The sequence below is a fragment of the Janthinobacterium sp. YR213 genome (genome assembly GCF_900099875.1).
Taxonomy (GTDB): domain Bacteria; phylum Pseudomonadota; class Gammaproteobacteria; order Burkholderiales; family Burkholderiaceae_D; genus Janthinobacterium; species Janthinobacterium lividum.
In genome coordinates this window covers 55,312-73,713 of the sequence record NZ_FNDA01000007.1, presented here as the reverse complement: position 1 = coordinate 73,713, position 18,402 = coordinate 55,312, and the positions used below count along the sequence as shown (strand labels likewise).

14 protein-coding genes are annotated in these 18,402 nt (G+C 62.6%); 6 read left to right on the top strand and 8 right to left on the bottom strand.

All coding sequences use genetic code 11. The annotated features are described in order from the left end of the window. Positions 1 to 80: 80 nt before the first annotated feature. The 4 genes from BLT98_RS25570 to BLT98_RS25555 all read right to left on the bottom strand — a co-directional run bounded on the left by BLT98_RS25570 (position 81) and on the right by BLT98_RS25555 (position 4,189). Positions 81 to 1,544 carry a catalase gene (locus BLT98_RS25570; protein WP_092612778.1) on the bottom strand — a complete coding sequence of 488 codons (1,464 nt, stop codon included), beginning with the start codon at positions 1,542 to 1,544 and terminating at the stop codon, positions 81 to 83. Positions 1,545 to 1,636: 92 nt separating this feature from the next. Continuing rightward, positions 1,637 to 2,293 carry a DsbA family protein gene (locus tag BLT98_RS25565; protein ID WP_092612775.1) on the bottom strand — a complete coding sequence of 219 codons (657 nt, stop codon included), beginning with the start codon at positions 2,291 to 2,293 and terminating at the stop codon, positions 1,637 to 1,639. Positions 2,294 to 2,313: 20 nt separating this feature from the next. Further along, positions 2,314 to 3,183, bottom strand: a complete 870-nt coding sequence (locus BLT98_RS25560; RefSeq protein ID WP_170846498.1) for an MBL fold metallo-hydrolase — start codon at positions 3,181 to 3,183, stop codon at positions 2,314 to 2,316. An 88-nt stretch (positions 3,184 to 3,271) separates the two neighbouring features. Next, positions 3,272 to 4,189 carry a LysR family transcriptional regulator gene (locus tag BLT98_RS25555; RefSeq protein ID WP_244517711.1) on the bottom strand — a complete coding sequence of 306 codons (918 nt, stop codon included), beginning with the start codon at positions 4,187 to 4,189 and terminating at the stop codon, positions 3,272 to 3,274. Positions 4,190 to 4,288: 99 nt separating this feature from the next. Between BLT98_RS25555 and BLT98_RS25550 the strand changes: the two genes are divergently transcribed. The 4 genes from BLT98_RS25550 to BLT98_RS25535 all read left to right on the top strand — a co-directional run bounded on the left by BLT98_RS25550 (position 4,289) and on the right by BLT98_RS25535 (position 8,798). Continuing rightward, positions 4,289 to 4,978, top strand: a complete 690-nt coding sequence (locus BLT98_RS25550; RefSeq protein ID WP_244517709.1) for a hypothetical protein — start codon at positions 4,289 to 4,291, stop codon at positions 4,976 to 4,978. Positions 4,979 to 5,143: 165 nt separating this feature from the next. Further along, positions 5,144 to 6,544: an alkaline phosphatase gene (locus tag BLT98_RS25545; protein WP_244517720.1), complete on the top strand. Its 1,401-nt coding sequence runs from the start codon at positions 5,144 to 5,146 to the stop codon at positions 6,542 to 6,544. A 29-nt stretch (positions 6,545 to 6,573) separates the two neighbouring features. Next, positions 6,574 to 7,998 carry an alkaline phosphatase gene (locus BLT98_RS25540; protein WP_071653279.1) on the top strand — a complete coding sequence of 475 codons (1,425 nt, stop codon included), beginning with the start codon at positions 6,574 to 6,576 and terminating at the stop codon, positions 7,996 to 7,998. Positions 7,999 to 8,072: 74 nt separating this feature from the next. Then, entirely contained in the window at positions 8,073 to 8,798 is a 726-nt protein-coding gene (locus tag BLT98_RS25535) for a hypothetical protein (RefSeq protein WP_092612772.1), read from the top strand. A gap of 60 nt (positions 8,799 to 8,858) precedes the next feature. On the opposite strand, the gene BLT98_RS25530 is transcribed toward BLT98_RS25535, so the two are convergent. From BLT98_RS25530 to dprA, 3 genes are all read right to left on the bottom strand, one after another. After that, positions 8,859 to 11,525: a DNA topoisomerase III gene (locus BLT98_RS25530; protein WP_092612769.1), complete on the bottom strand. Its 2,667-nt coding sequence runs from the start codon at positions 11,523 to 11,525 to the stop codon at positions 8,859 to 8,861. Between the two features lie 283 nt (positions 11,526 to 11,808). Further along, a complete protein-coding gene (locus BLT98_RS25525) occupies positions 11,809 to 12,273 on the bottom strand; it encodes a Smg family protein (RefSeq protein ID WP_034749287.1) in 465 nt (154 codons plus the stop codon). Between the two features lie 94 nt (positions 12,274 to 12,367). Beyond that, positions 12,368 to 13,471, bottom strand: a complete 1,104-nt coding sequence (gene dprA, locus BLT98_RS25520) for a DNA-processing protein DprA (RefSeq protein WP_092612766.1) — start codon at positions 13,469 to 13,471, stop codon at positions 12,368 to 12,370. 304 nt (positions 13,472 to 13,775) lie between these two features. Between dprA and def the strand changes: the two genes are divergently transcribed. After that, complete coding sequence (gene def, locus BLT98_RS25515; protein ID WP_034784735.1) at positions 13,776 to 14,318, top strand: peptide deformylase; 543 nt, start codon at positions 13,776 to 13,778, stop codon at positions 14,316 to 14,318. Positions 14,319 to 14,415: 97 nt separating this feature from the next. After that, positions 14,416 to 15,372: a methionyl-tRNA formyltransferase gene (fmt, locus tag BLT98_RS25510; RefSeq protein ID WP_092612763.1), complete on the top strand. Its 957-nt coding sequence runs from the start codon at positions 14,416 to 14,418 to the stop codon at positions 15,370 to 15,372. 87 nt (positions 15,373 to 15,459) lie between these two features. Here the strand turns inward: fmt and BLT98_RS25505 are convergent, their stop codons facing one another. After that, positions 15,460 to 17,937, bottom strand: a complete 2,478-nt coding sequence (locus tag BLT98_RS25505) for an IPT/TIG domain-containing protein (RefSeq protein ID WP_139179378.1) — start codon at positions 17,935 to 17,937, stop codon at positions 15,460 to 15,462. Between the last annotated feature and the right edge of the window lie 465 nt (positions 17,938 to 18,402).

Genomic DNA, 18,402 nt, shown 5'->3' with positions numbered 1-18,402 from the left:
CGGCAATATTTGGTATTCATCTCTAATTTGTGCTGGATCAACAACAGGCGGAACCTGCTTGTTCCGCCTGCAATACACGCTTACAGGGTCACGCCACGCGCCTGCAGGGCGGCGCGCACGCCGGCGCCGTAGGCGGCATCGGCCTGGTCGAAGTGGCCCAGCTGACGCTGCAATGTTTCCGCGCGCACCTGGCTCAAGGGACCGGCCAGGTTATCGAACAGGTTCTGCTTGGCCTGTGCCGACATCAAACGGAACAGATTGCCGGCCTGCGTAAAGTCGTCTTCCACGCCGCGGCCATCGTAGCGCGCCGCGCCGCCATCGAGCGCCAGCGCCCCCTCGCCATGGCCCAGGCCTTGCGGTTGCGTGCCCGCCGCCGCCACGTTTGCATAGTTGCGCGCCGCGCCGCCATTGTGGATCGCCATGCCGCCGTCGCGCTGCTGGTTATGGAAGGGGCAGCGGGCCGCATTCACGGGCAGATGCTGGTGATTCGTGCCGACCCGGTACAGCTGGGCGTCGTGGTAGGCGAACAGCCGGCCTTGCAGCATCTTGTCCGGAGAGTATCCCATGCCCGGCACGGCGTTGGCCGGCGAAAAGGCCGCCTGCTCGACTTCCGCGTGGTAATTGTCCGGGTTGCGGTTCAACTCGAAGATACCTACCGGCAGCAGCGGGAAGTCCGCATGCGGCCATACTTTCGTCAGGTCGAACGGGTTCCAGCCCGTGCGCTGCTCCCATGCATCGAGCTGCTCCTGCGTCGCCACCTGCAGCTTGACTTCCCACTGCGGGAAGTCACCGCGTTCGATGGCGCCGAACAGGTCGCGCTGGGCGTAATCGGGGTCGGCGCCGGCCAGGCGGCCCGCTTCCGCGGCAGGCAGATTCCTGATGCCCTGGCGCGTCTTGAAGTGCCATTTCACATACACGCGCTGGCCGTCGGCATTGATCAGGCTATACGTGTGGCTGCCGAAGCCATCCATGTGGCGGTAGCCGTCCGGCGTGCCGCGGTCCGAGAACAGCATGGTGACCTGGTGCAGGCTTTCCGGCGCATGGCTCCAGAAATCGAACATCATCTCGGCCGATTTCAGGTTGCTTTGCGGATCGCGCTTTTGCGTGTGGACGAAATCGGGGAACTTGATCGGGTCCTTGATGAAGAACATGGGCGTGTTATTGCCAACCAAATCCCAGTTGCCCTCTTCCGTATAGAAGCGCACGGCGAAACCGCGCGGGTCGCGTTCCGTGTCTGCGCTGCCGCGTTCGCCGCCGACGGTGGAAAAGCGCGCAAAGGTGGCCGTCTGCTTGCCCACTTCACTGAACAGCTTGGCCTTGGTGTAACGCGAAATGTCGTGCGTGACGGTAAAAGTGCCGTAGGCGCCCGAACCTTTTGCGTGGACGACGCGCTCGGGGATGCGCTCGCGGTTGAAATGCTGGAGTTTTTCGATCAGGTGGAAGTCTTGCAGCAGCAGCGGGCCACGAGGACCGGCGCTGATGGAATTCTGGTTGTCGGCGACGGGGATGCCCGAGGCGGTACTGAATGGCGGCTGTTGGCTCATGCTGCTTTTCCTTCGTTGTTGACTAATGAAACCAGTGTAACGAGGTCAACAACAAAGGAAAAGTTAATTGATTTTATCGAATCGATAGCTATTTACAATGCGCACCCTTGCGCATCGCACACGCCACCCAGTTGCGCCTGCAACTTCGCGGGCTGGCCCAAAAAGCCGCCGATATCGATCACGGACAGCGTGCCGCTGCCATCGTCGAGCACGAACGTGGGAAAGCCCTGCCCGCCCACCTGCGCCAGCAAGGCGCGGCTGGCATCGATATGCCGTTGCGTGGCAGCGCCCGCCTGTTGCGCATACGCGGCCTGGAATGCCGTCCCATCCATGCCCAGCTCTTGCGCCAAGGTTACCAGCACGGGCAGGTCGGCAATGCGCAAGCCGTCCACGTAATGGGCGCGCTGCACGCGCTGCAGCATGTCCAGGCCCTTGCCGGCCAGCGATTCGGCCACCAGGATGGCCGTGATCGGTGGTTCGGAATCCAGCATGGCCGTCGTGTCGTTCAGCAAGCCATCGATATAGGCGTCGCCGAACGGCTGGCCCGACAATTGCTCGATGCGCCGGTCGTGCGGCAGCACATAGCCGCGCCAGGCGGACGTAATCTGGCGGCGATTACTGCCCGTCATCATGCCGCCGCCGTGAAACGCCACCGTCAGTCCGGGCACGGCGCGCGCCGCCTCGACCAGCGGCGCGGCGCCGTAGCACCAGCCGCACAGGGGGTCGAAAATGTAATGCAGTGTGGGCATGCTTGACTCCTTGTTGCCGCTTACCATTTCATTTCGCCCTTGGCCACCTTGGCGCTGGTTTCCAGGGCGCCATCGAGGCCCAGCTTCGGATAGCGCATTTTCATCGCTTCGATCAGGGCGGCCGAATTGGCGGCCTTGGCCGTTTCCGCTTCAAACGTCACCAAATAGTCGCGCGTAAAACTGATGCTGTCCGGCGTCAGGGGCGAACCCACCTTGAAGTGACCGGGCACGACGGTGACGGGTTTCAGGGCGGCGATACCGTCCAGTGTCTTGAGCCAGTCCTGGCGCGATTGCAGGCTTTGCGTATCGGCTGTCCACACGTGCAAGTTGCCAAACAGTACCACGCCGCCGACGACGGCCTTGATCGATGGAATCCACACATAGGTGCGCGCTGGCGTCGGTCCGGCGATATCCAGCGACTGGCCTTCCAGGCTGATGCGCTTGCCTTGCAACGCTTCGGGAATGACGATGCTTTTCGGCGCATTGTCTTTCAGGATAGGCCCCCAGTAGCCGACCTTGGCGTCGGCCTTGCGGCGGATTTCCGCGACTGTTTCCGGCGTGGCAACGATTTTCGCCTGCGGGAAAGCAGCCTTGATCACGTCGAGGCCAAAGTAAAAATCGGGATCGCTGTGGCTGATGTACACGGTCGTCAGTTTCTTGCCGCTGGCACGGATCTTCTCCACCAGCTTTTGCGCTTCGGCGCGCGAGAATTGCGCATCGATCAGCACGGCGTCATGGTTGCCCGCAACCAGCACGGAAGCGACAGGGAAGATCGCCGCTTCGCCCGGGTTGAAGACTTCCAGGGTCAAGGGAGCGCTGGCGGCGGCCGACGCGGCGCCGGCGGCAAACAGGGTGGAAACAAGAACGCTGCTGATGGATTTGGAGAACATGCTGTGCCTTCACAAAATGATTGGGATGCATGCATCTTACGTTGCTCAATCCGGTAGAAAAACCCGTTAAAGCGCAATAGTTTGTTGCTTATTTCGGATTAATAGACAACTGCCGCGCCAATGCATGCAGCCATTGCCCCGCCAGCGCGCCATCCCACACGAGCAGCACCTGTTCGCTGCAATCGACGCTGCCGGCCAGCTCGACCTGCAGCAAATCGTGCGCGCGCACGGCGAAGTCGGGCAGGTAGGCCAGCGCCCGGCCGGACTGCACATAGCCCAGCAGCAGCTGCACGTCGTCGCTCCAGTAGCGGATGGTGCGCCCGGCCACCCCGCGCCAGCCATCGGTATGGCGGCCCCGCTCCTCGCCGCACAGCAGGGAGTGGGCAGGGCTGGCAAACGCGTGCGGCAAGACGTCCTGCATGCCACAGCGCACGGATGCGCAGGCTACCGGCACGCCGCGCGCCAGCACATGGCCGCGCCCGGCCGCCAGCAGCATGCGCATGCTGCCCAGCGCCGTGCTGTGCCAGGTGGCAGGCCAGTCGGCGCCGCGCTGGGCGATGGCGTCCTGCGTCACCAGTGCCGCATGGCAATCGCCGCGCGCCAGGGCCGCCAGCGCCGCATCCTCGAAAGCCGGTTGCAAACGCAAGCTGGCCTGCGGATAGGCGTCCAGCGCCGCCGCCAGGGTCTCCGCGTGGCGCCACAGCAGCAAGGCAGGGCCGGCGATGCGGCCATCGATGGCGCCCCGTTCGCCCATCACGTCCAGGCGCGCCTGTTCGGCCAGCGCCAGCAAGGTGCGCGCACGCTCGAGCAGCAAACGGCCGCTGTCGTTGAGCAGCAATTGCTTGCCGCTCCGGTCAAACAGGGGCGCGCCCATGTCCCCCTCCAGGCGGCGCAAGGCTTTCGACACGGCCGATGGCGTCAGGTGCAATTCCAGCGCCGTCGCGCCCAGGGTCGGCTGGCGCGCGGCGCTGCAAAACACGCGCAGGTCGGCAAGGCTCATGTGCATGATGATTTCCAAATGGGATACGAAAGGTGAAAAATGGTTGCTGTACCGTCCATGATACCGCCCCTATCATTGGGCCATTCCAACTCATCGATGAAACCCATGCTGCGCACCCTCTTCCTGTCCCTGCTCCTGCTCGCCTCCAGCTTTGCCCACGCCACGCCCCCGACCTGGGGCCTGCACGGCATGGTGCTGTTTGGCGGCAAGCAAGGGCTGTATGCCTCGCACTTGCCGATGTTCCATGCGCCGCACGATTACCAGGTGGTGCTGCAAGTACGGCTGGCCGACGCCGCCCTCGATGCGCGGCTGCGCCAGCAGTTCGAGGGCCGTACGGCGCTGTGGACCCTCGAACCGGAACATTTCGAGCTGGCGCGCTTGCTGCCCGCCGCGCCGCTGCCGCTGCGCCAGTTCCGCGCGACGGTGGTGCGCGGCCACTTCGAGAAAGCTGGAAAAGCCGAACCCGGCTACGGCGCTGCCGCCATCATCGTCGAGCGCGTCCTGCTGATGCGCCAGCTGTCGCCGGCACCCGCCGTACACGCCAGCGCGCGCTATCTGCAGGTGGGCGACGGCACGCAGCGCTTCCTCGTCAAGCGCATCGACAGCCGCCCCGATTTCGAACATATCGTCGCCTGGACCAGCCCTGCGCAGGCGCCGCATGGCGACATCGTGGCGGCCAAGCGGGGCGTGCAGGAAACCCCGGCCGCCAGCTTGCAAGCGGCCTTGCGCGCGCAGCTGGGAACAACGGCCCGCTTGCGCGGCACGGTGTACTTTTCCACCGAGGACGTGCGCTAAAACAACACGCCAGGCGGACGCGCACCGGCGTGGCCAAATGTGTCACAGCGTCATGAGGGCGTCACATTGGATTGTTATCTTGCTAGCTCTTTCAAACCTAGCCGGATGAACCACATGACACGCAGAAAAATTTCCGTCGCTGGCTGCAGCGTCGCCATCACCCTGATGCTGGCCGCCTGCGGCAGCGACGCCAAAAAAGAAGAGGTAGTGGCTGAAGCACCGCCGAAAAACGTCATCTTCTTCCTCGGCGACGGCATGGGCCTGACCACCATGACGGCCGCGCGCATCTATTCGGTGGGCGAAGAGGGTGCGCTGACCATGGACACCCTGCCGGAAACGGCCTTCGTCAAAACGTTCTCGAACGACGCGCAAGTGACGGACAGCGCGCCATCGATGGCCGCCTACATGACGGGCGTCAAGATGAACAATGAAGTCATCTCGATGTCGGCCAACACGGTCGCCATCGATCCGGGCACGGATGCGAACGGCAACAAGCTGGTCAACAAATGCGGCACCGGCAACGGCACGCCCGCCACCACCCTGCTGGAACTGGCCAAGGCCAAGGGCTTTGCCGCCGGCGTCGTCAGCACGGCGCGCGTGACGCACGCCACGCCGGCCGCGACCTATTCGCACATCTGCCACCGCGACCTGGAAAACGATATCGCCGCGGCCCTGGTGCCTGGCGGCACGGGCTACAACAGCGCGCTGGGCACTGCCGGCCTGGACGTGGTCCTCGGTGGCGGCGCGCAATTCTTCAAGCCGTTCAAGGATGGCGGCAAGCGTTCCGACGGACGCGACCTGCTCGCCGAACTGAAAGCGAAGAGCTACACGGTCGCCAACACGGGCGCCGACTTCAAGGCCGTCGATGCGGCCAAGACGGAGCGCCTGTTCGGCGTGTTCACGTCCAGCCACATGAGCTACGACCTGGACCGCGATGCCGCCAAGGAACCGAGCCTGGCGGAAATGACCACCAAGGCCATGGACGTATTGGCCAAGAACAAGAAGGGTTATTTCCTGATGGTCGAAGGCGGCCGCATCGACCATGCGCTGCACGAAACCACGGCCAAGAAAGCGCTGCAAGATACCGTCGCATTCGATAACGCCATCAAGGCGGCCATCGACAAAGCCAAGCTCACCGACCCGACCCTGGCCAACACCCTGATCGTCGTCACGGCCGACCATGACCACACCCTGGTGCTGAACGGCTACGCCAAGCGCACGGGCAAGACGGCTGCCGGCAACCCTGGCGTGCTGGGCGTGGTGAAGAACTACGTCACCGGTGCAATCGAGAAAGACCTCGATGGCGCACCGTATTCGATCATCGGCTTCGGCAATGGCGAAAACCGCACCCAGTCGAGCCGCGCCGCCATGGCCAGCCTCGATGAAACCGTCACCAGCGCCAATAATTACCACCAGGAAGCGGTGATCCGCACCACGGCGGGCAATGAAACCCACGGCGGCACCGACGTCTTCCTGGGCGCCATCGGCAAGGGTTCGGAAACCTTCCTCGGCACCATCGACAACACCAAAGTATTCGGCCTGGTCAAGACCGCCGGCGGTCTGTAATCCCCAAGAGACAAGAATTGGACAAGCACATGAAACTTGCATCGACACCCGCCGTACTGAAATCGGCCCTGAAACTCTCCTTGCTGACCACGCTCGTGGCCGCCAGCGTTGCCAGCGCCTACGCCGCCGACGCCAAGAACGTCATCTTCTTCCTCGGCGACGGCATGGGCCCGTCCGTCGTGACGGCGGCGCGCATCTACCAGTACAAGGAAGACGGCAGCCTGACGATGGACACGCTGGAACGCACGGCGCGCATCAAGACGTTCTCGAACGATGCGCAAACGACGGACAGCGCGCCATCGATGGCCGCCTACATGACCGGCGTCAAGATGAACAATGAAGTCATCTCGATGGCGCAGGACACGATCGCCAAGGAACCCAGCCGCGATGCCAACGGCAACCTGGGCGTGGACAATTGCCCGGCCGGCGGCAAGAGCGCGCCGACCATCCTGGAGCTGGCAAAAGCCAAGGGCAAGGCCGTGGGCGCCATCACCACCACGGAACTGACACACGCCACGCCGGCGACGACCTTCTCGCACATCTGCAACCGCAATGCGCAATACGCGATCGCCGCGCAAACGGCGCCGGGCGGCGCGGGCTACAACGCGGCCCTGGGCGATGGCGTCGATGTGCTGATGGGTGGCGGCCGCAACCACTTTACGCCTTGGTCGGCAAGCAACAAGTATGGCCGCGCCGATGGCCGCAACCTGTTGACGGAATTTGCCGCCAAGGGCTACACCGTGGCCGCGACGAAAGCGGAAATGGCGGCAGCGCCGAGCGGCAAGAAATTCATCGGCCTGTACAGCACCCGCAGCCACCTGGAATATGAACTGGACCGCACGGCAACGCCACCGCTGGGCGAAGGCGCGACCCAGCCTAGCCTGTCGGAAATGACGCTGAAAGCCATCGACTTGCTGTCGAAAAATGCGAACGGCTACTTCCTGATGGTCGAAGGCGGCCGCATCGACCACGCCTTGCACGGCATCAACGCCAAGCGCGCGCTGACGGACACCATCGCCTTCGACGACGCCATCAAGGCAGCCATCGGCAAGATCCGGGAAACCGATCCGAAACTGGAAAATACCCTGATCGTCGTCACGGCCGACCATGACCATACCCTGGCCTTCAACGGTTACGGCAAGCGCGGCAACCATATCCTCGACATCAACCGCGGCTACAAGGATAACCAGCCGAGCAAGGATGCCGATGGCAATACCTACACCACCCTGGTGTTCGGCAACGGCCCGAACCGCCCTGCCCTGCGCAGCAATGTCGACAGCGCCACGGCCCTGAAAGACAACTACCTGCAGGAAACAGGCGTGCGCCTGGCCAGCGAAACCCACGGCGGCGGCGACGTCAAGCTGCTGGCCACGGGCGCCGGCTCCAAGACCTTCAAGGGCACCCTGGACAATACCAAGGTGTTTGACTTGCTGAAGGCGGCCTTCGGCTTCTGATCCACATCAACACGGCAACCCCACCGGGGCGGATGGCGTATGCCCTCCGCCCCTCTGCACGTAAAGGCAACACCATGAAATCGTCACTGATCGCCATCCTCCTCGCCGCCGGCTTTGCCGCCAGCGCGCAAGCCGCTGCTGCCACGCCGTCCGCTCCTGCCGACCTGGACCTGGGCATCACCTATTACAGCCGCGTCCTGACGCCGGAAGGCGTGACGCGCGAGAGCCGTTACGAAGAAAAGATGCTGCGCCGCCCCGGCCACGTGTGGGTCGAGCGCGTGCTGGCGCCGTCGACGGACGCGCATGCAGGCCACAAGCACGGAGACAACACCAAAGTGGCGCTGAAGGCCACGCAGCATGAGCACAAGCACTTCAATCCCGTGCTGATACCGCGCCACGTGATGCTGGAAAAGAACACCGTGCGCGTGGAATACATCGATGCGCATGACAAGGTGGTGGTGGCGATCCCGAAAGCGGAATACGAAAACGTCAATTTCGACGGCTCCTGGGAAAACAGTTTCTATCTGCTGGACCCGAAACTGGTGGCCGCCATGCCGCTGTCGAAACAGGCGTCGAACGTGACGGGCGCGCGCTGGCGCGAAGTGGAAAAGAATGGCGTGTTCCAGCGCATCCTGTGGGATGAACAAAAGCAGATTCCGCTGATCATCGAAAGCGGCGACCGCGCGAATACCTTCTATCGCCGGGTCGACGTCAAGCTGCAGCCGACCGTCAGCAAGGCGCAGCCGTGGGCGAATTTGCAGAACTACGCGCAGCGCGAGTATTCGGACTACCTTGACTAAGAGTCTCGGGACGTAAAAAAAGCCAGGGACATCCCTGGCTTTTGTTTGGCTGGCGCCGGATTACTCCGCCGCTGCCGCTTTCTTCGCCGGCGCCTTCTTGGCGGCCGGCTTTTTCACGGCCGTGGCTTTCTTGGCTGGCGCCTTTTTGACGGCTGCCGCTTTCTTGACGGCCGTCTTCTTCGCTGGCGCTGCGCCTTCTTCGCCTTCGGCCTCGGTCGCTGCCGCCTTGGTCTTCGCGCCCGGCTTGGCCTTGCGCTCTTCAAACTCGAAGCTCACCTTGCCATCCTTGCCGCGCACGAGGAAGGCCTTGAACGGACGGCGGGTACGCTGCGAAACAAAGCCCGGCAGCAAGTCCGTCTTGCCATCGTTGAGCAGTTTTGCCATTTGTTCCGGCAAGATTTCCTGCTGCAAGATGATGCGGCCGCTGCGGAAGTCGCACGTCTTCGGCTTGGCTACGCTGTGTTCGCACACATAGGCCAGGCCCATTTCGTACACGCCGGCGTTGCACTTGGGGCACGGTCCCACAGGCGTCTGGCCCGTGAAATCGACGCCTTCGCCATCTTCGCTCTCGTCGTTCTGGCCGAAATCGAATTCCAGCTTGAAATTCTTGATCTCTTCATCGCGCACGATGCGCAGGATGGCGGCGAACGGACGGCCCATCTTCGAGCGGAAGCCTTGCAGCGGGCCGATGGTGCGGTCCTTCAGCAATTGCTCCACTTCGGCGATTTCAAACTGGCGCGAACCCGGCGTCTTGCTCATCGAGAATTCGCACTTGGTGCAGGCGAAACGGCGGTAGTTTTCCTTTACCACGCCGCTGCAATTCGGGCACGGCGTTTCCAGCGTCGCGTAGTCGCCGGGAATCGTGTCGTTATCGTATTCCTTGGCGCGCTTGACGATGATTTGCGTCATCTGCGCGATTTCGCGCATGAATTCTTCGCGCGAAATCTTGCCTTTTTCCATCTGCGACAGCTTGTATTCCCACTCGCCCGTCAGCTCCGGCGCCGTCAATTCGTTGACGCCCAGGCCCTTGAGCAAGGTCATCAGCTGCGACGCCTTGGCCGTCGGAATCAGTTCGCGGCCTTCGCGGATCAGATAGCGTTCCGTCAGCAAGCCCTCGATGGTGGCCGCGCGCGTCGCTGGCGTGCCGAGGCCCTTGCCAGCCATCGCATCGCGCAGCTCGTCGTCGTCGATCAGCTTGCCGGCGCCTTCCATGGCCGACAGCAACGTTGCCTCGGTGAAGCGCGCAGGCGGCTTGGTGACCAGGCCGTTGGCGTTGACGCTTTCCGTCTGTACTTTCTCGCCCTTGGCGACCGGCACCAGGTTGCCGTTGCCATTGCTTTCCTTGTCGGCGTCCGTCGATGCTTCCTTGCCGTAGATGGCCAGCCAGCCCGGATTGGTCATGACCTTGCCTTCAGTCTTGAACTGATGGCCGGACACTTCCGTGTAGCGCGTGGTGACCTGGAATTCCGCAGGCGGGAAGAACACGGCCATGAAGCGGCGCGTGACCAGGTCGTACAGCTTCTGTTCCGGCTCGGACAAGTTCTTTGGCGCGATCGTCGTCGGGATGATCGCGAAGTGATCCGAGATCTTGGTATTGTCGAAGATGCGCTTGTTCGGCTTGACCCAGCCCTTGTCGATGATCTGCTTGGCGAACTGGTGGTAGTTGCTGTTGTCCTTGACCGTTTCCAGCGCCTGCAGCACGGTCGGCATGTAGTCTTCCGGCAGATGGCGCGAATCGGTACGCGGATACGTCAATACCTTGTGCTTTTCATACAGCGCCTGGGCCAGGCCCAGGGTGTTCTTGGCGGAGAAGCCGAAACGCGAGTTCGCTTCGCGCTGCAGGCTGGTCAGGTCGAACAGGCCCGGCGCCATCGAGGTGGTCGGTTTCGATTCTTCCGTGACGATGCCTTGGCGGCCGCGGCAGGCGGTGGCGATCGAGTCGGCAGCCGTCTTGCTCCACAGGCGCTCGGCGCGCTTCTCGGGATCGTTCTCGTCCTTCTTGAACTTCGTGTCGAGCCAGCGGCCTTCATAGATACCGGCCGCGCAGACGAATTCAGCGCGCACTTCCCAGAAGTCGCGCGGCACGAATTTTTTAATTTTATCTTCGCGTTCGACCACGATCGACAGGGTCGGCGTCTGCACGCGGCCCACGGTGGTCAGATAGAAGCCGCCTTCCTTCGAATTAAACGCCGTCATGGCGCGCGTGCCATTGATGCCGATCAACCAATCGGCTTCCGAACGGCAGCGGGCCGCATCGGCCAGCGGCAGCATTTCCTCGTCGCTGCGCAGGTGCGAGAAACCGTCGCGGATGGCGCCCGGCGTCATCGACTGCAGCCACAGGCGCTTGACCGGCTGCTTGGCTTTCGCGTTCTGCGCGATCAGGCGGAAAATCAGCTCGCCTTCGCGCCCCGCATCGCATGCGTTGATGAGGGTGGTGACGTCTTTGCGTTTGATCAGCTTGTTTAATACTTTGAGGCGCGCTTCCGTCTTGGCGATCGGGTTCAGCGCGAAATACGGTGGAATCATCGGCAAGTGCGCGAAACTCCATTTGCCGCGCTTCACGTCGAATTCTTCCGGTACGGCGATCTCCAGCAAGTGGCCGACCGCCGACGACAGGACGTATTCATCCGATTCAAAGTACTCATCGTGCTTGGTAAAGCCGCCAAGCGTCTTCGCGATATCGTTCGCGACAGAAGGCTTCTCGGCGATGATGAGGGTTTTTGTCATATTTTTTAGTCTCGAAAAATGCTCTAGGATAGTTTCAGCATGCGCATCATACAGTGCATTGCCAGGCGCCGACGCTTTTGTCTGCGCAAGGCCGTGTGACTTGTGGTCTTGTCAAGCGGCCAATGATAAGCGCCTATTGAAGAATTCGGCAAGTTATCTGCAAGCAAGAATGCGCAAGCGCAAACACAACAGGCTGGCGGGCGCGCTGGTGCAACACATGGTAAAGGGGATGGCGCGGCAGCGGCGCCAGGGTCGGGCAGACAGCGAAGAATACGGCTATATATTAGTGCAATAAGCGCGGCGGGAGGTCTTCATCGTCGACGAACAAGTCGTCGAACATCAGGGCATCCGGTTCCTTGCCCTGGCTCCACAGCAGCATCAGCACGATGACTTTCAGCTTGCCCAGCGACACGGGTGCCTCGTCGAGCGCCAGCGCCCGTTCGATGACGATTTCGCGCTGCAGCGGCGAGAGTACCTTGGCGCTTTCCAGGAACTGGATGAAGCCGATGGCGGCCGTGCCCAGCACGTCGCTTTCCTGCTGTACATAGAAGCGCGTGCCCGTGGAACTGGCCGTCAGGGTTTGCTCGACGCCGGCCATGGCATTCAAATCCGTCAGCCAGACAAGCGCTTCGGAAATCTCCACGTCGTCGAAACCGACGGCCGACAGTTTGCGCGCCAGGACTGCCGGCTCGGGGCAGGCATCGGGGCGATAGTAAGTCTCGTAGAGGTACACCAGGATATCGAACATGGCTCTACTCTATCAGCTAAGTTCGCTGCGACACAAGGGTGCGCGCCGACAAAGCGCCGCCGTGCGGCAAGGCCGCCACACAAGTGACAAGCTGTCATTTACAGCGTTGAAACAGTCCTCCTGGCAAGCGCTCCACCCGGCCCGCCAGCTCCAGCGCCAGCAATTCGCCCATCAGCGCGCCCATGGCCAGGCCGCTGCGCGCGGCCAGGGTATCGGCATCGAGGGGATCATGGCCCAGCGCGGCCAGCAGCGGCGGTTCGTCTTCCACCACGGCCGGCGCGCCGGGGATGCCGCCCAGCCACTGCAGCTCTTGCAGCACGTCATCGACCGACTCGACCAGCTTGGCGCCCTGCTTGATGAGCGCATGGCAACCCTTGGCCAGGGTGGCATGGATGGAACCGGGCAAGGCATACACATCGCGTCCCTGCTCGCCGGCCAGGCGCGCCGTGATCAGGGAGCCCGATTGCGCGGCCGCCTCGACCACCAGCACGCCGCGCGCCAGGCCGCTGATCAGGCGGTTGCGGCGCGGAAAGTTACCGGGCATGGCGGGCAGCCCCAGTGCATATTCGCTGACGATGCAACCCTGTTCGGCAATTCTTTGCGCCAGATCAAGGTTACGTCGCGGATACACCAGATCGGCGCCCGTGCCGATCACGGCGATGGTTGCCCCCGCGCCGCGCAAGCCGCCCTCGTGCGCGTGCGTGTCGATGCCCAGCGCCAGCCCGGAAATGATGGTCAGGCCTGCCGTGCTGAGGGCTTGCGCAAAGGCGGCCGCATTCTGCATGCCTTGCGCGCTGGCATTGCGGCTGCCGATGATGGCCACGCCGGGACGCGACAGCAGTTCCGCCCGCCCCCGTACATATAACAAGAGCGGCGGATCGGCGATCTCCAGCAGCAGAGGCGGATACGCGGCATCGGCCAGGGTCAGCACGGCATTGCCGGGGCCTTGCAGCCACTGCAGAGTGAGCTCGAGCTGGCTGTTGGCCACCGGCCTGGGCGGCTGCACGATGGCGCGCGCCACGCTGGCCGGCACCACTTCGCGCAAGGCCTCGAATGACGCGCTGAAGATGGCCGGCGGCAAGCCGAAGCTGACCAGCAAGGCACGCGCCGCCACCGGCCCCACGCCTGGCAGATGCTGCAGGCGCAGCCAGCCCGCCAGTTCCGTGGCCGCGTCTGCCGTCGTGGCAATTGCATGCATGACAACCTCGCTGTGTACTGTGCCATCCCATGCTAGCGCCATGGCGCGCACGCGATACCGACGCGCGCAACAATGCGTGCAATGGCCGTGCAAAACGGCCCGTCATCCACAGGAGCATGGGCGTCTGTGATAAAATTTCCCTTTGCAGCAGACGAATAGCGCACTGGCAAACGCATCTGCCGCGCCGTTGTGCCATACGCGCCCAACCGTAGCGTACTCAAATAAAATAGCCCTGCCATCGTTCGCATGGCCCAGGCATGAATAATCCGGCGCACCGGCGCCCACCTTAACCAGTCGAATCTGTATGTCCATATTAAATATCCTGCGTTACCCCGATCCTCGCCTGCACACGATCGCCAAGCCCGTCACCGAATTTGACGCGCGCCTGCAAACCCTGATCGACGACATGGCCGAAACCATGTACGACGCCCCGGGCGTCGGCCTGGCCGCGTCGCAAGTGGACGAGCATATCCAGATGATGGTGATCGACATCACCGAAGAGAAAAACCAGCTGCAAGTGTTCATCAACCCGGAAATCACCTGGGCCAGCGAAGAAAAGCAGGTCTACGATGAAGGCTGTTTGTCCGTGCCTGGCGTCTACGATGGCGTCGAGCGCCCGGCCCGCATCAAGGTGCGCGCCCTGGACCGCCACGGCAAGCAGTTCGAACTGGAAGCCGATGGCTTGCTGGCCGTCTGCATCCAGCATGAGATGGATCACTTGCTGGGCAAGGTATTCGTCGAATACCTGTCGCCGCTCAAGCGCAACCGCATCAAGACCAAGATGATCAAGGAAATCCGTGGTCTCGAGCGCGAAGCGAGCCTGCGCGCTCAGAACCGCCGCTTCTAAGCCACTGCTGATAGACTAAGCCGCAACAGAAGTCGTCACACCACGCCAGCCTGGCGCATTTTGGCGCGGGCCTGTACACCTCACGTCAAGGAACCATATGAAAGTGATCTTCGCAGGCACGCCTGAATTTGCCGCCACGGCCCTGAAAGACTTGCACGAAGCGGGATTCGAGATTCCGCTGGTGCTGACCCAGCCCGACCGCCCTGCCGGACGCGGCATGCAATTGCACGCCTCGGCCGTCAAGCAATATGCGCAGCAACATGGCATCGAGGTGCTGCAGCCCTTGTCGCTGCGCATGGACAGCAAGGACCCGCAGCGCGCCGCCGAAGCCAAGGCAGCCCACGCGCGCCTGCTGGCCACCGACTACGACGTGATGGTGGTGGCGGCCTACGGCTTGATCTTGCCGCGCAGCACGCTCGACATCAAACCCTGCATCAATATCCACGGTTCCTTGCTGCCGCGCTGGCGCGGCGCGGCGCCCATCAACCGCGCCATCGAAGCCGGCGACGATGAAACGGGCGTGACCATCATGCAGATGGAAGAAGGCCTCGATACGGGCCCCATGCTGGCCATCGAGCGCACGCCCATCGAAGCGGGCGACTCCACCGCCACCCTGCACGACAAGCTGGCCACCCTGGGCGGCAAGATGATTGTCGAAACCCTGCGCAAGATGCAGCAGCAGCCGCTGGAAGCCGTGCCGCAGCCGGAAGCGGGCGTCACCTACGCGGCAAAGATCGCCAAGGAAGAAGCGGCGCTCGATTTCAGCCTGCCGGCGCTGGAACTGGGCCTGAAGATCCGCGCCTTCAATCCGTTTCCCGGCGCCTGCGGCCAGGTCGATGGCACCACCATCAAGATCTGGGCCGCCGACGTGCTCGAAGCGGATAGCAAGGAAGCGCCCGGCCAGGTGCTGGCAGCCGACGCCCAGCACGGCATCGTCGTGGCCTGTGGCAATGGCTCGCTGCGCCTGACGGAACTGCAAAAACCGGGCGGCAAGCGCCTGCCCGCGGCCGAATTCATCAAGGGCTTCCCTCTCGAAGGCAAACGCTTCGCCTGACTTCACCGGGTTGCACCGCGCCATCATGCCGATGGCCATAAAAAAAGGCTTGCCGCGGCAAGCCTTTTTTGTATCCAGCCACAGCGCTTAGCGGCGCTGCACCTTCATCAGGCGTGCGCCCACGGACGACGACAGGCTGACTTCGAAACGGCCACCGGCCGGCACGGCGCTCACGTCGACATTGGCTTTGCCACCCGTCAAGTCACTGGCAACCACCGTCTTGCGGCCATCGGCAGCCACGTGCATGACGGCGGCATACGGTTCCGCCTCGGCATTCCAAACCAGCGCCAGTTGGCCGCCGCTTTGCGTCGCATCAAACGTGGCATCGTTGGCGGCAGCCTTGCTGCGGCGCGCCGTGCGTTCCAGCTTGGCTAAAGCCTTGCCATTTGCCAGCACTTGCACATCGCTGATTTCGCCCGGATTGGCGAAGCTGACGCGGAAGTGGCTCATGGCGTTGCCGCCATGGTCGGCCACGGAGACGCCATCGAAGGGCAAGTCGATAGTCTGTCCGGACGCCGTCAACACGCGCAAGGTATAAGCATGGCCACTGCCGCTGGCAGCGGCGCCGATGCGCGCCGACGAGGCAACGGCTGGGCGCAAGGCCACGCCGGCTGGCGTGATGCGGCCGGAAATGGTCAGATAGCCGTTCTCGGCCACGGACATGCTGGCGGCCAGCACATTGCTGCCCGTCCCCTGCGTGCTGCGTTTTTCCAGGAATTGCTGCACCCGCGCATAGCTGTAGTCGGAGAACCAGGCGCCGCTGCAATAGCTCATCACGTCTTTCATCGGCGTGCTGCCATAGACTGCCTTGCTCAGCTGGCCGATGCTGCCCGCATAGTTGCTGTTATACAGGGGTTGCGGTCCCAGATTGCCATCCGCATACGGGTAGTCGGCAGCGGCGCCGGCCGGGCCGCCGCAGGCAACGTGCTGCAGCGAGTGGTTGTGGCCCAGTTCGTGCACGAGCGTGGTCAGCCATTCAGGCCATTGATTGCCGAATGGGTCGACCGATGCGATGCTGTTGAAGCGGGCATCCAGGCCGATGGCCGACGTGAAGTCGCTGCCGCTGCTGCGCTGGTTGATGTAGGCCAGGCCGGCGGCGCGGGTGGAGGACATTCTCGGCACGAAACCATAGTAATAGGCGCCGCTGTCTTCCAGCGCGCGCTTGTTTTCCAGCTTGCCCAGGGTATCGCTCCACCAGCTGTCGGCCGTGCTGCTGCCTGGCATGCTCAGCGCGGCGCGCGTGGTGATGCTGATATTTTCCGTCGCATACGGATACACGCGCAACAGCGCAGCGCGGATCACCTCGGCGTCAGGCAGTTGCGCCACGCCATCGTCGGTGCTCAAGGGAACGAGTACCAAACGGATTCTGGCCAGGCTGGCCACCATGGGTGCCGCTTCCTGGCTCACTTGCACGCCGTCATTGCCGACGGCCGTCACGCGCACGCGCACGCCGGGCAAGATCCAGCCGGAGGGCAGGACGGCACTGAAATTGCCGTTGAAACTGTCATCGTTCTTCGTCGTTGGCAAGAGCGCCGGCCCCGTCATTGCGATGCTGCCCAGGTTGCTGCCATTGGCGGCGGTCGCATTCAAGGTCACGGCCGGGCTGGCCTGGCCCGCCTGCGTGGCCAGCACGGACACGCGCACGGCGGCCGGCTTGCCGCGCGTCAGGCGCAAGGCCGTATTGCTGGCGTTCAAATTCAGCACTTGCGCGAAATCAATGCTGCCCAAGGTAAAGGCCGACACCGTGCCCGCATTCACGGCGATGCGCGAAGCGGCCGACAGCATCACATTGCCCGTTGCCGAGGCTGGCGCGGACAGCAGCAGCTGGCTGGCGCTGGCGCTGACGATGACGGCCGGCGTATTGCCCACCGAAGCCGAGCTGACCTGGTCGAGATTGCTGCCCTGCACCGTCACCGACAAGGTCGCGCCGTTGACGGCCGACGTAATCGACGTCACTGCCACGCTGGCCAGGACCGTGTACGCGTCGCTGCTGATCACATCGTTGTAGGGACCGCGCACCGTCAGCGCGCCTGTCGCCGCGCCCGCAGGCACCACCACTGTCACGCTGCTGGCCGTCTGGCTTTGCGGCGTTGCCGCCGCGCCATTGCCAAACTGTACCGCCGTCACGGCGCCCATGCCGCCGCCCGTGATCGTCACGCTGGAACCGACACCGCCCGTCGCCGGCGCGACGCTGCCCACGCTCAACGGCAGGTACACATTGACGTTATAGCTGGTGGCCGCCGTACCGCTGGCGCTGACCAGGCTCAAGGCACCAGTGACGGGCACGCCAGGCATGGCCAGGGTCACGCTGGTCTCGCTGGCGGCACTGGTGGCAACGGTCACGCCGCCCACCTGGAAGGCCGTCACGCGACTCAGATTCGTGCCCGTGACCACCAGGCTGCCGCCCACGGCAACATTCGCCGCCGAGACGGCCGTCACGGCAGGAATCAGGACGGGCGTACCCGAGGTGGTCGCCACCACCGTGTCGCCACCACCGCCACCACCGCCACCGCAGGCGGACAGGCCCAGCACGACAAACAATGCTACGAGCAGATGGTTTTTCATGGCTGGCAACCATGTTTGTGCAGCGCGATGCCGGGGAGGACACGAGATAAATGTGACATATTGGTGACTTTTGGTGAGAATTTAATTTCTAAGAACCAATATTATGGGTTAATTCGATTCCCAAAGACAACTATTAATGCTTTTGATTCAATTGGTTTTGATAATAGTTAAAATATCTGCTTGGCAAACTTTATTCTCAGCACTATTTCCCTCACTCTGTATTGCCTTAAATCAAAATTAATTTCCTTTGCAGCTATTGCCATTCAATCCATTAAAAATATGCTGAGGCAGCACAAATAATGTGGAAATTTTTCCACAGCCTAGAGGATGGTATTCTTCTGACAACTTTGGCGGAAGAATTAACGTTTTGAGTAAGATTTTCAGGAATGTAATTTTCAACAGCAGGCGTGGCAGGAGGCGATGTGTTGCAAGAAGGCCAGCCGTGGGGCGAACGGCCGCTTTTGC

Bases quoted from the DNA above. Each gene is read 5' to 3' on its own strand.
- BLT98_RS25560 (WP_170846498.1), bottom strand. From the start codon at position 3,183: ATGTTCTCCAAATCCATCAGCAGCGTTCTTGTTTCCACCCTGTTTGCC.
- BLT98_RS25525 (WP_034749287.1), bottom strand. From the start codon at position 12,273: ATGTTCGATATCCTGGTGTACCTCTACGAGACTTACTATCGCCCCGAT.
- BLT98_RS25530 (WP_092612769.1), bottom strand. From the start codon at position 11,525: ATGACAAAAACCCTCATCATCGCCGAGAAGCCTTCTGTCGCGAACGAT.
- BLT98_RS25555 (WP_244517711.1), bottom strand. From the start codon at position 4,189: ATGCACATGAGCCTTGCCGACCTGCGCGTGTTTTGCAGCGCCGCGCGC.
- BLT98_RS25570 (WP_092612778.1), bottom strand. From the start codon at position 1,544: ATGAGCCAACAGCCGCCATTCAGTACCGCCTCGGGCATCCCCGTCGCC.
- fmt (WP_092612763.1), top strand. From the start codon at position 14,416: ATGAAAGTGATCTTCGCAGGCACGCCTGAATTTGCCGCCACGGCCCTG.
- BLT98_RS25540 (WP_071653279.1), top strand. From the start codon at position 6,574: ATGAAACTTGCATCGACACCCGCCGTACTGAAATCGGCCCTGAAACTC.
- dprA (WP_092612766.1), bottom strand. From the start codon at position 13,471: ATGCATGCAATTGCCACGACGGCAGACGCGGCCACGGAACTGGCGGGC.
- BLT98_RS25545 (WP_244517720.1), top strand. From the start codon at position 5,144: ATGCTGGCCGCCTGCGGCAGCGACGCCAAAAAAGAAGAGGTAGTGGCT.
- BLT98_RS25535 (WP_092612772.1), top strand. From the start codon at position 8,073: ATGAAATCGTCACTGATCGCCATCCTCCTCGCCGCCGGCTTTGCCGCC.
- def (WP_034784735.1), top strand. From the start codon at position 13,776: ATGTCCATATTAAATATCCTGCGTTACCCCGATCCTCGCCTGCACACG.
- BLT98_RS25565 (WP_092612775.1), bottom strand. From the start codon at position 2,293: ATGCCCACACTGCATTACATTTTCGACCCCCTGTGCGGCTGGTGCTAC.
- BLT98_RS25550 (WP_244517709.1), top strand. From the start codon at position 4,289: ATGCTGCGCACCCTCTTCCTGTCCCTGCTCCTGCTCGCCTCCAGCTTT.
- BLT98_RS25505 (WP_139179378.1), bottom strand. From the start codon at position 17,937: ATGAAAAACCATCTGCTCGTAGCATTGTTTGTCGTGCTGGGCCTGTCC.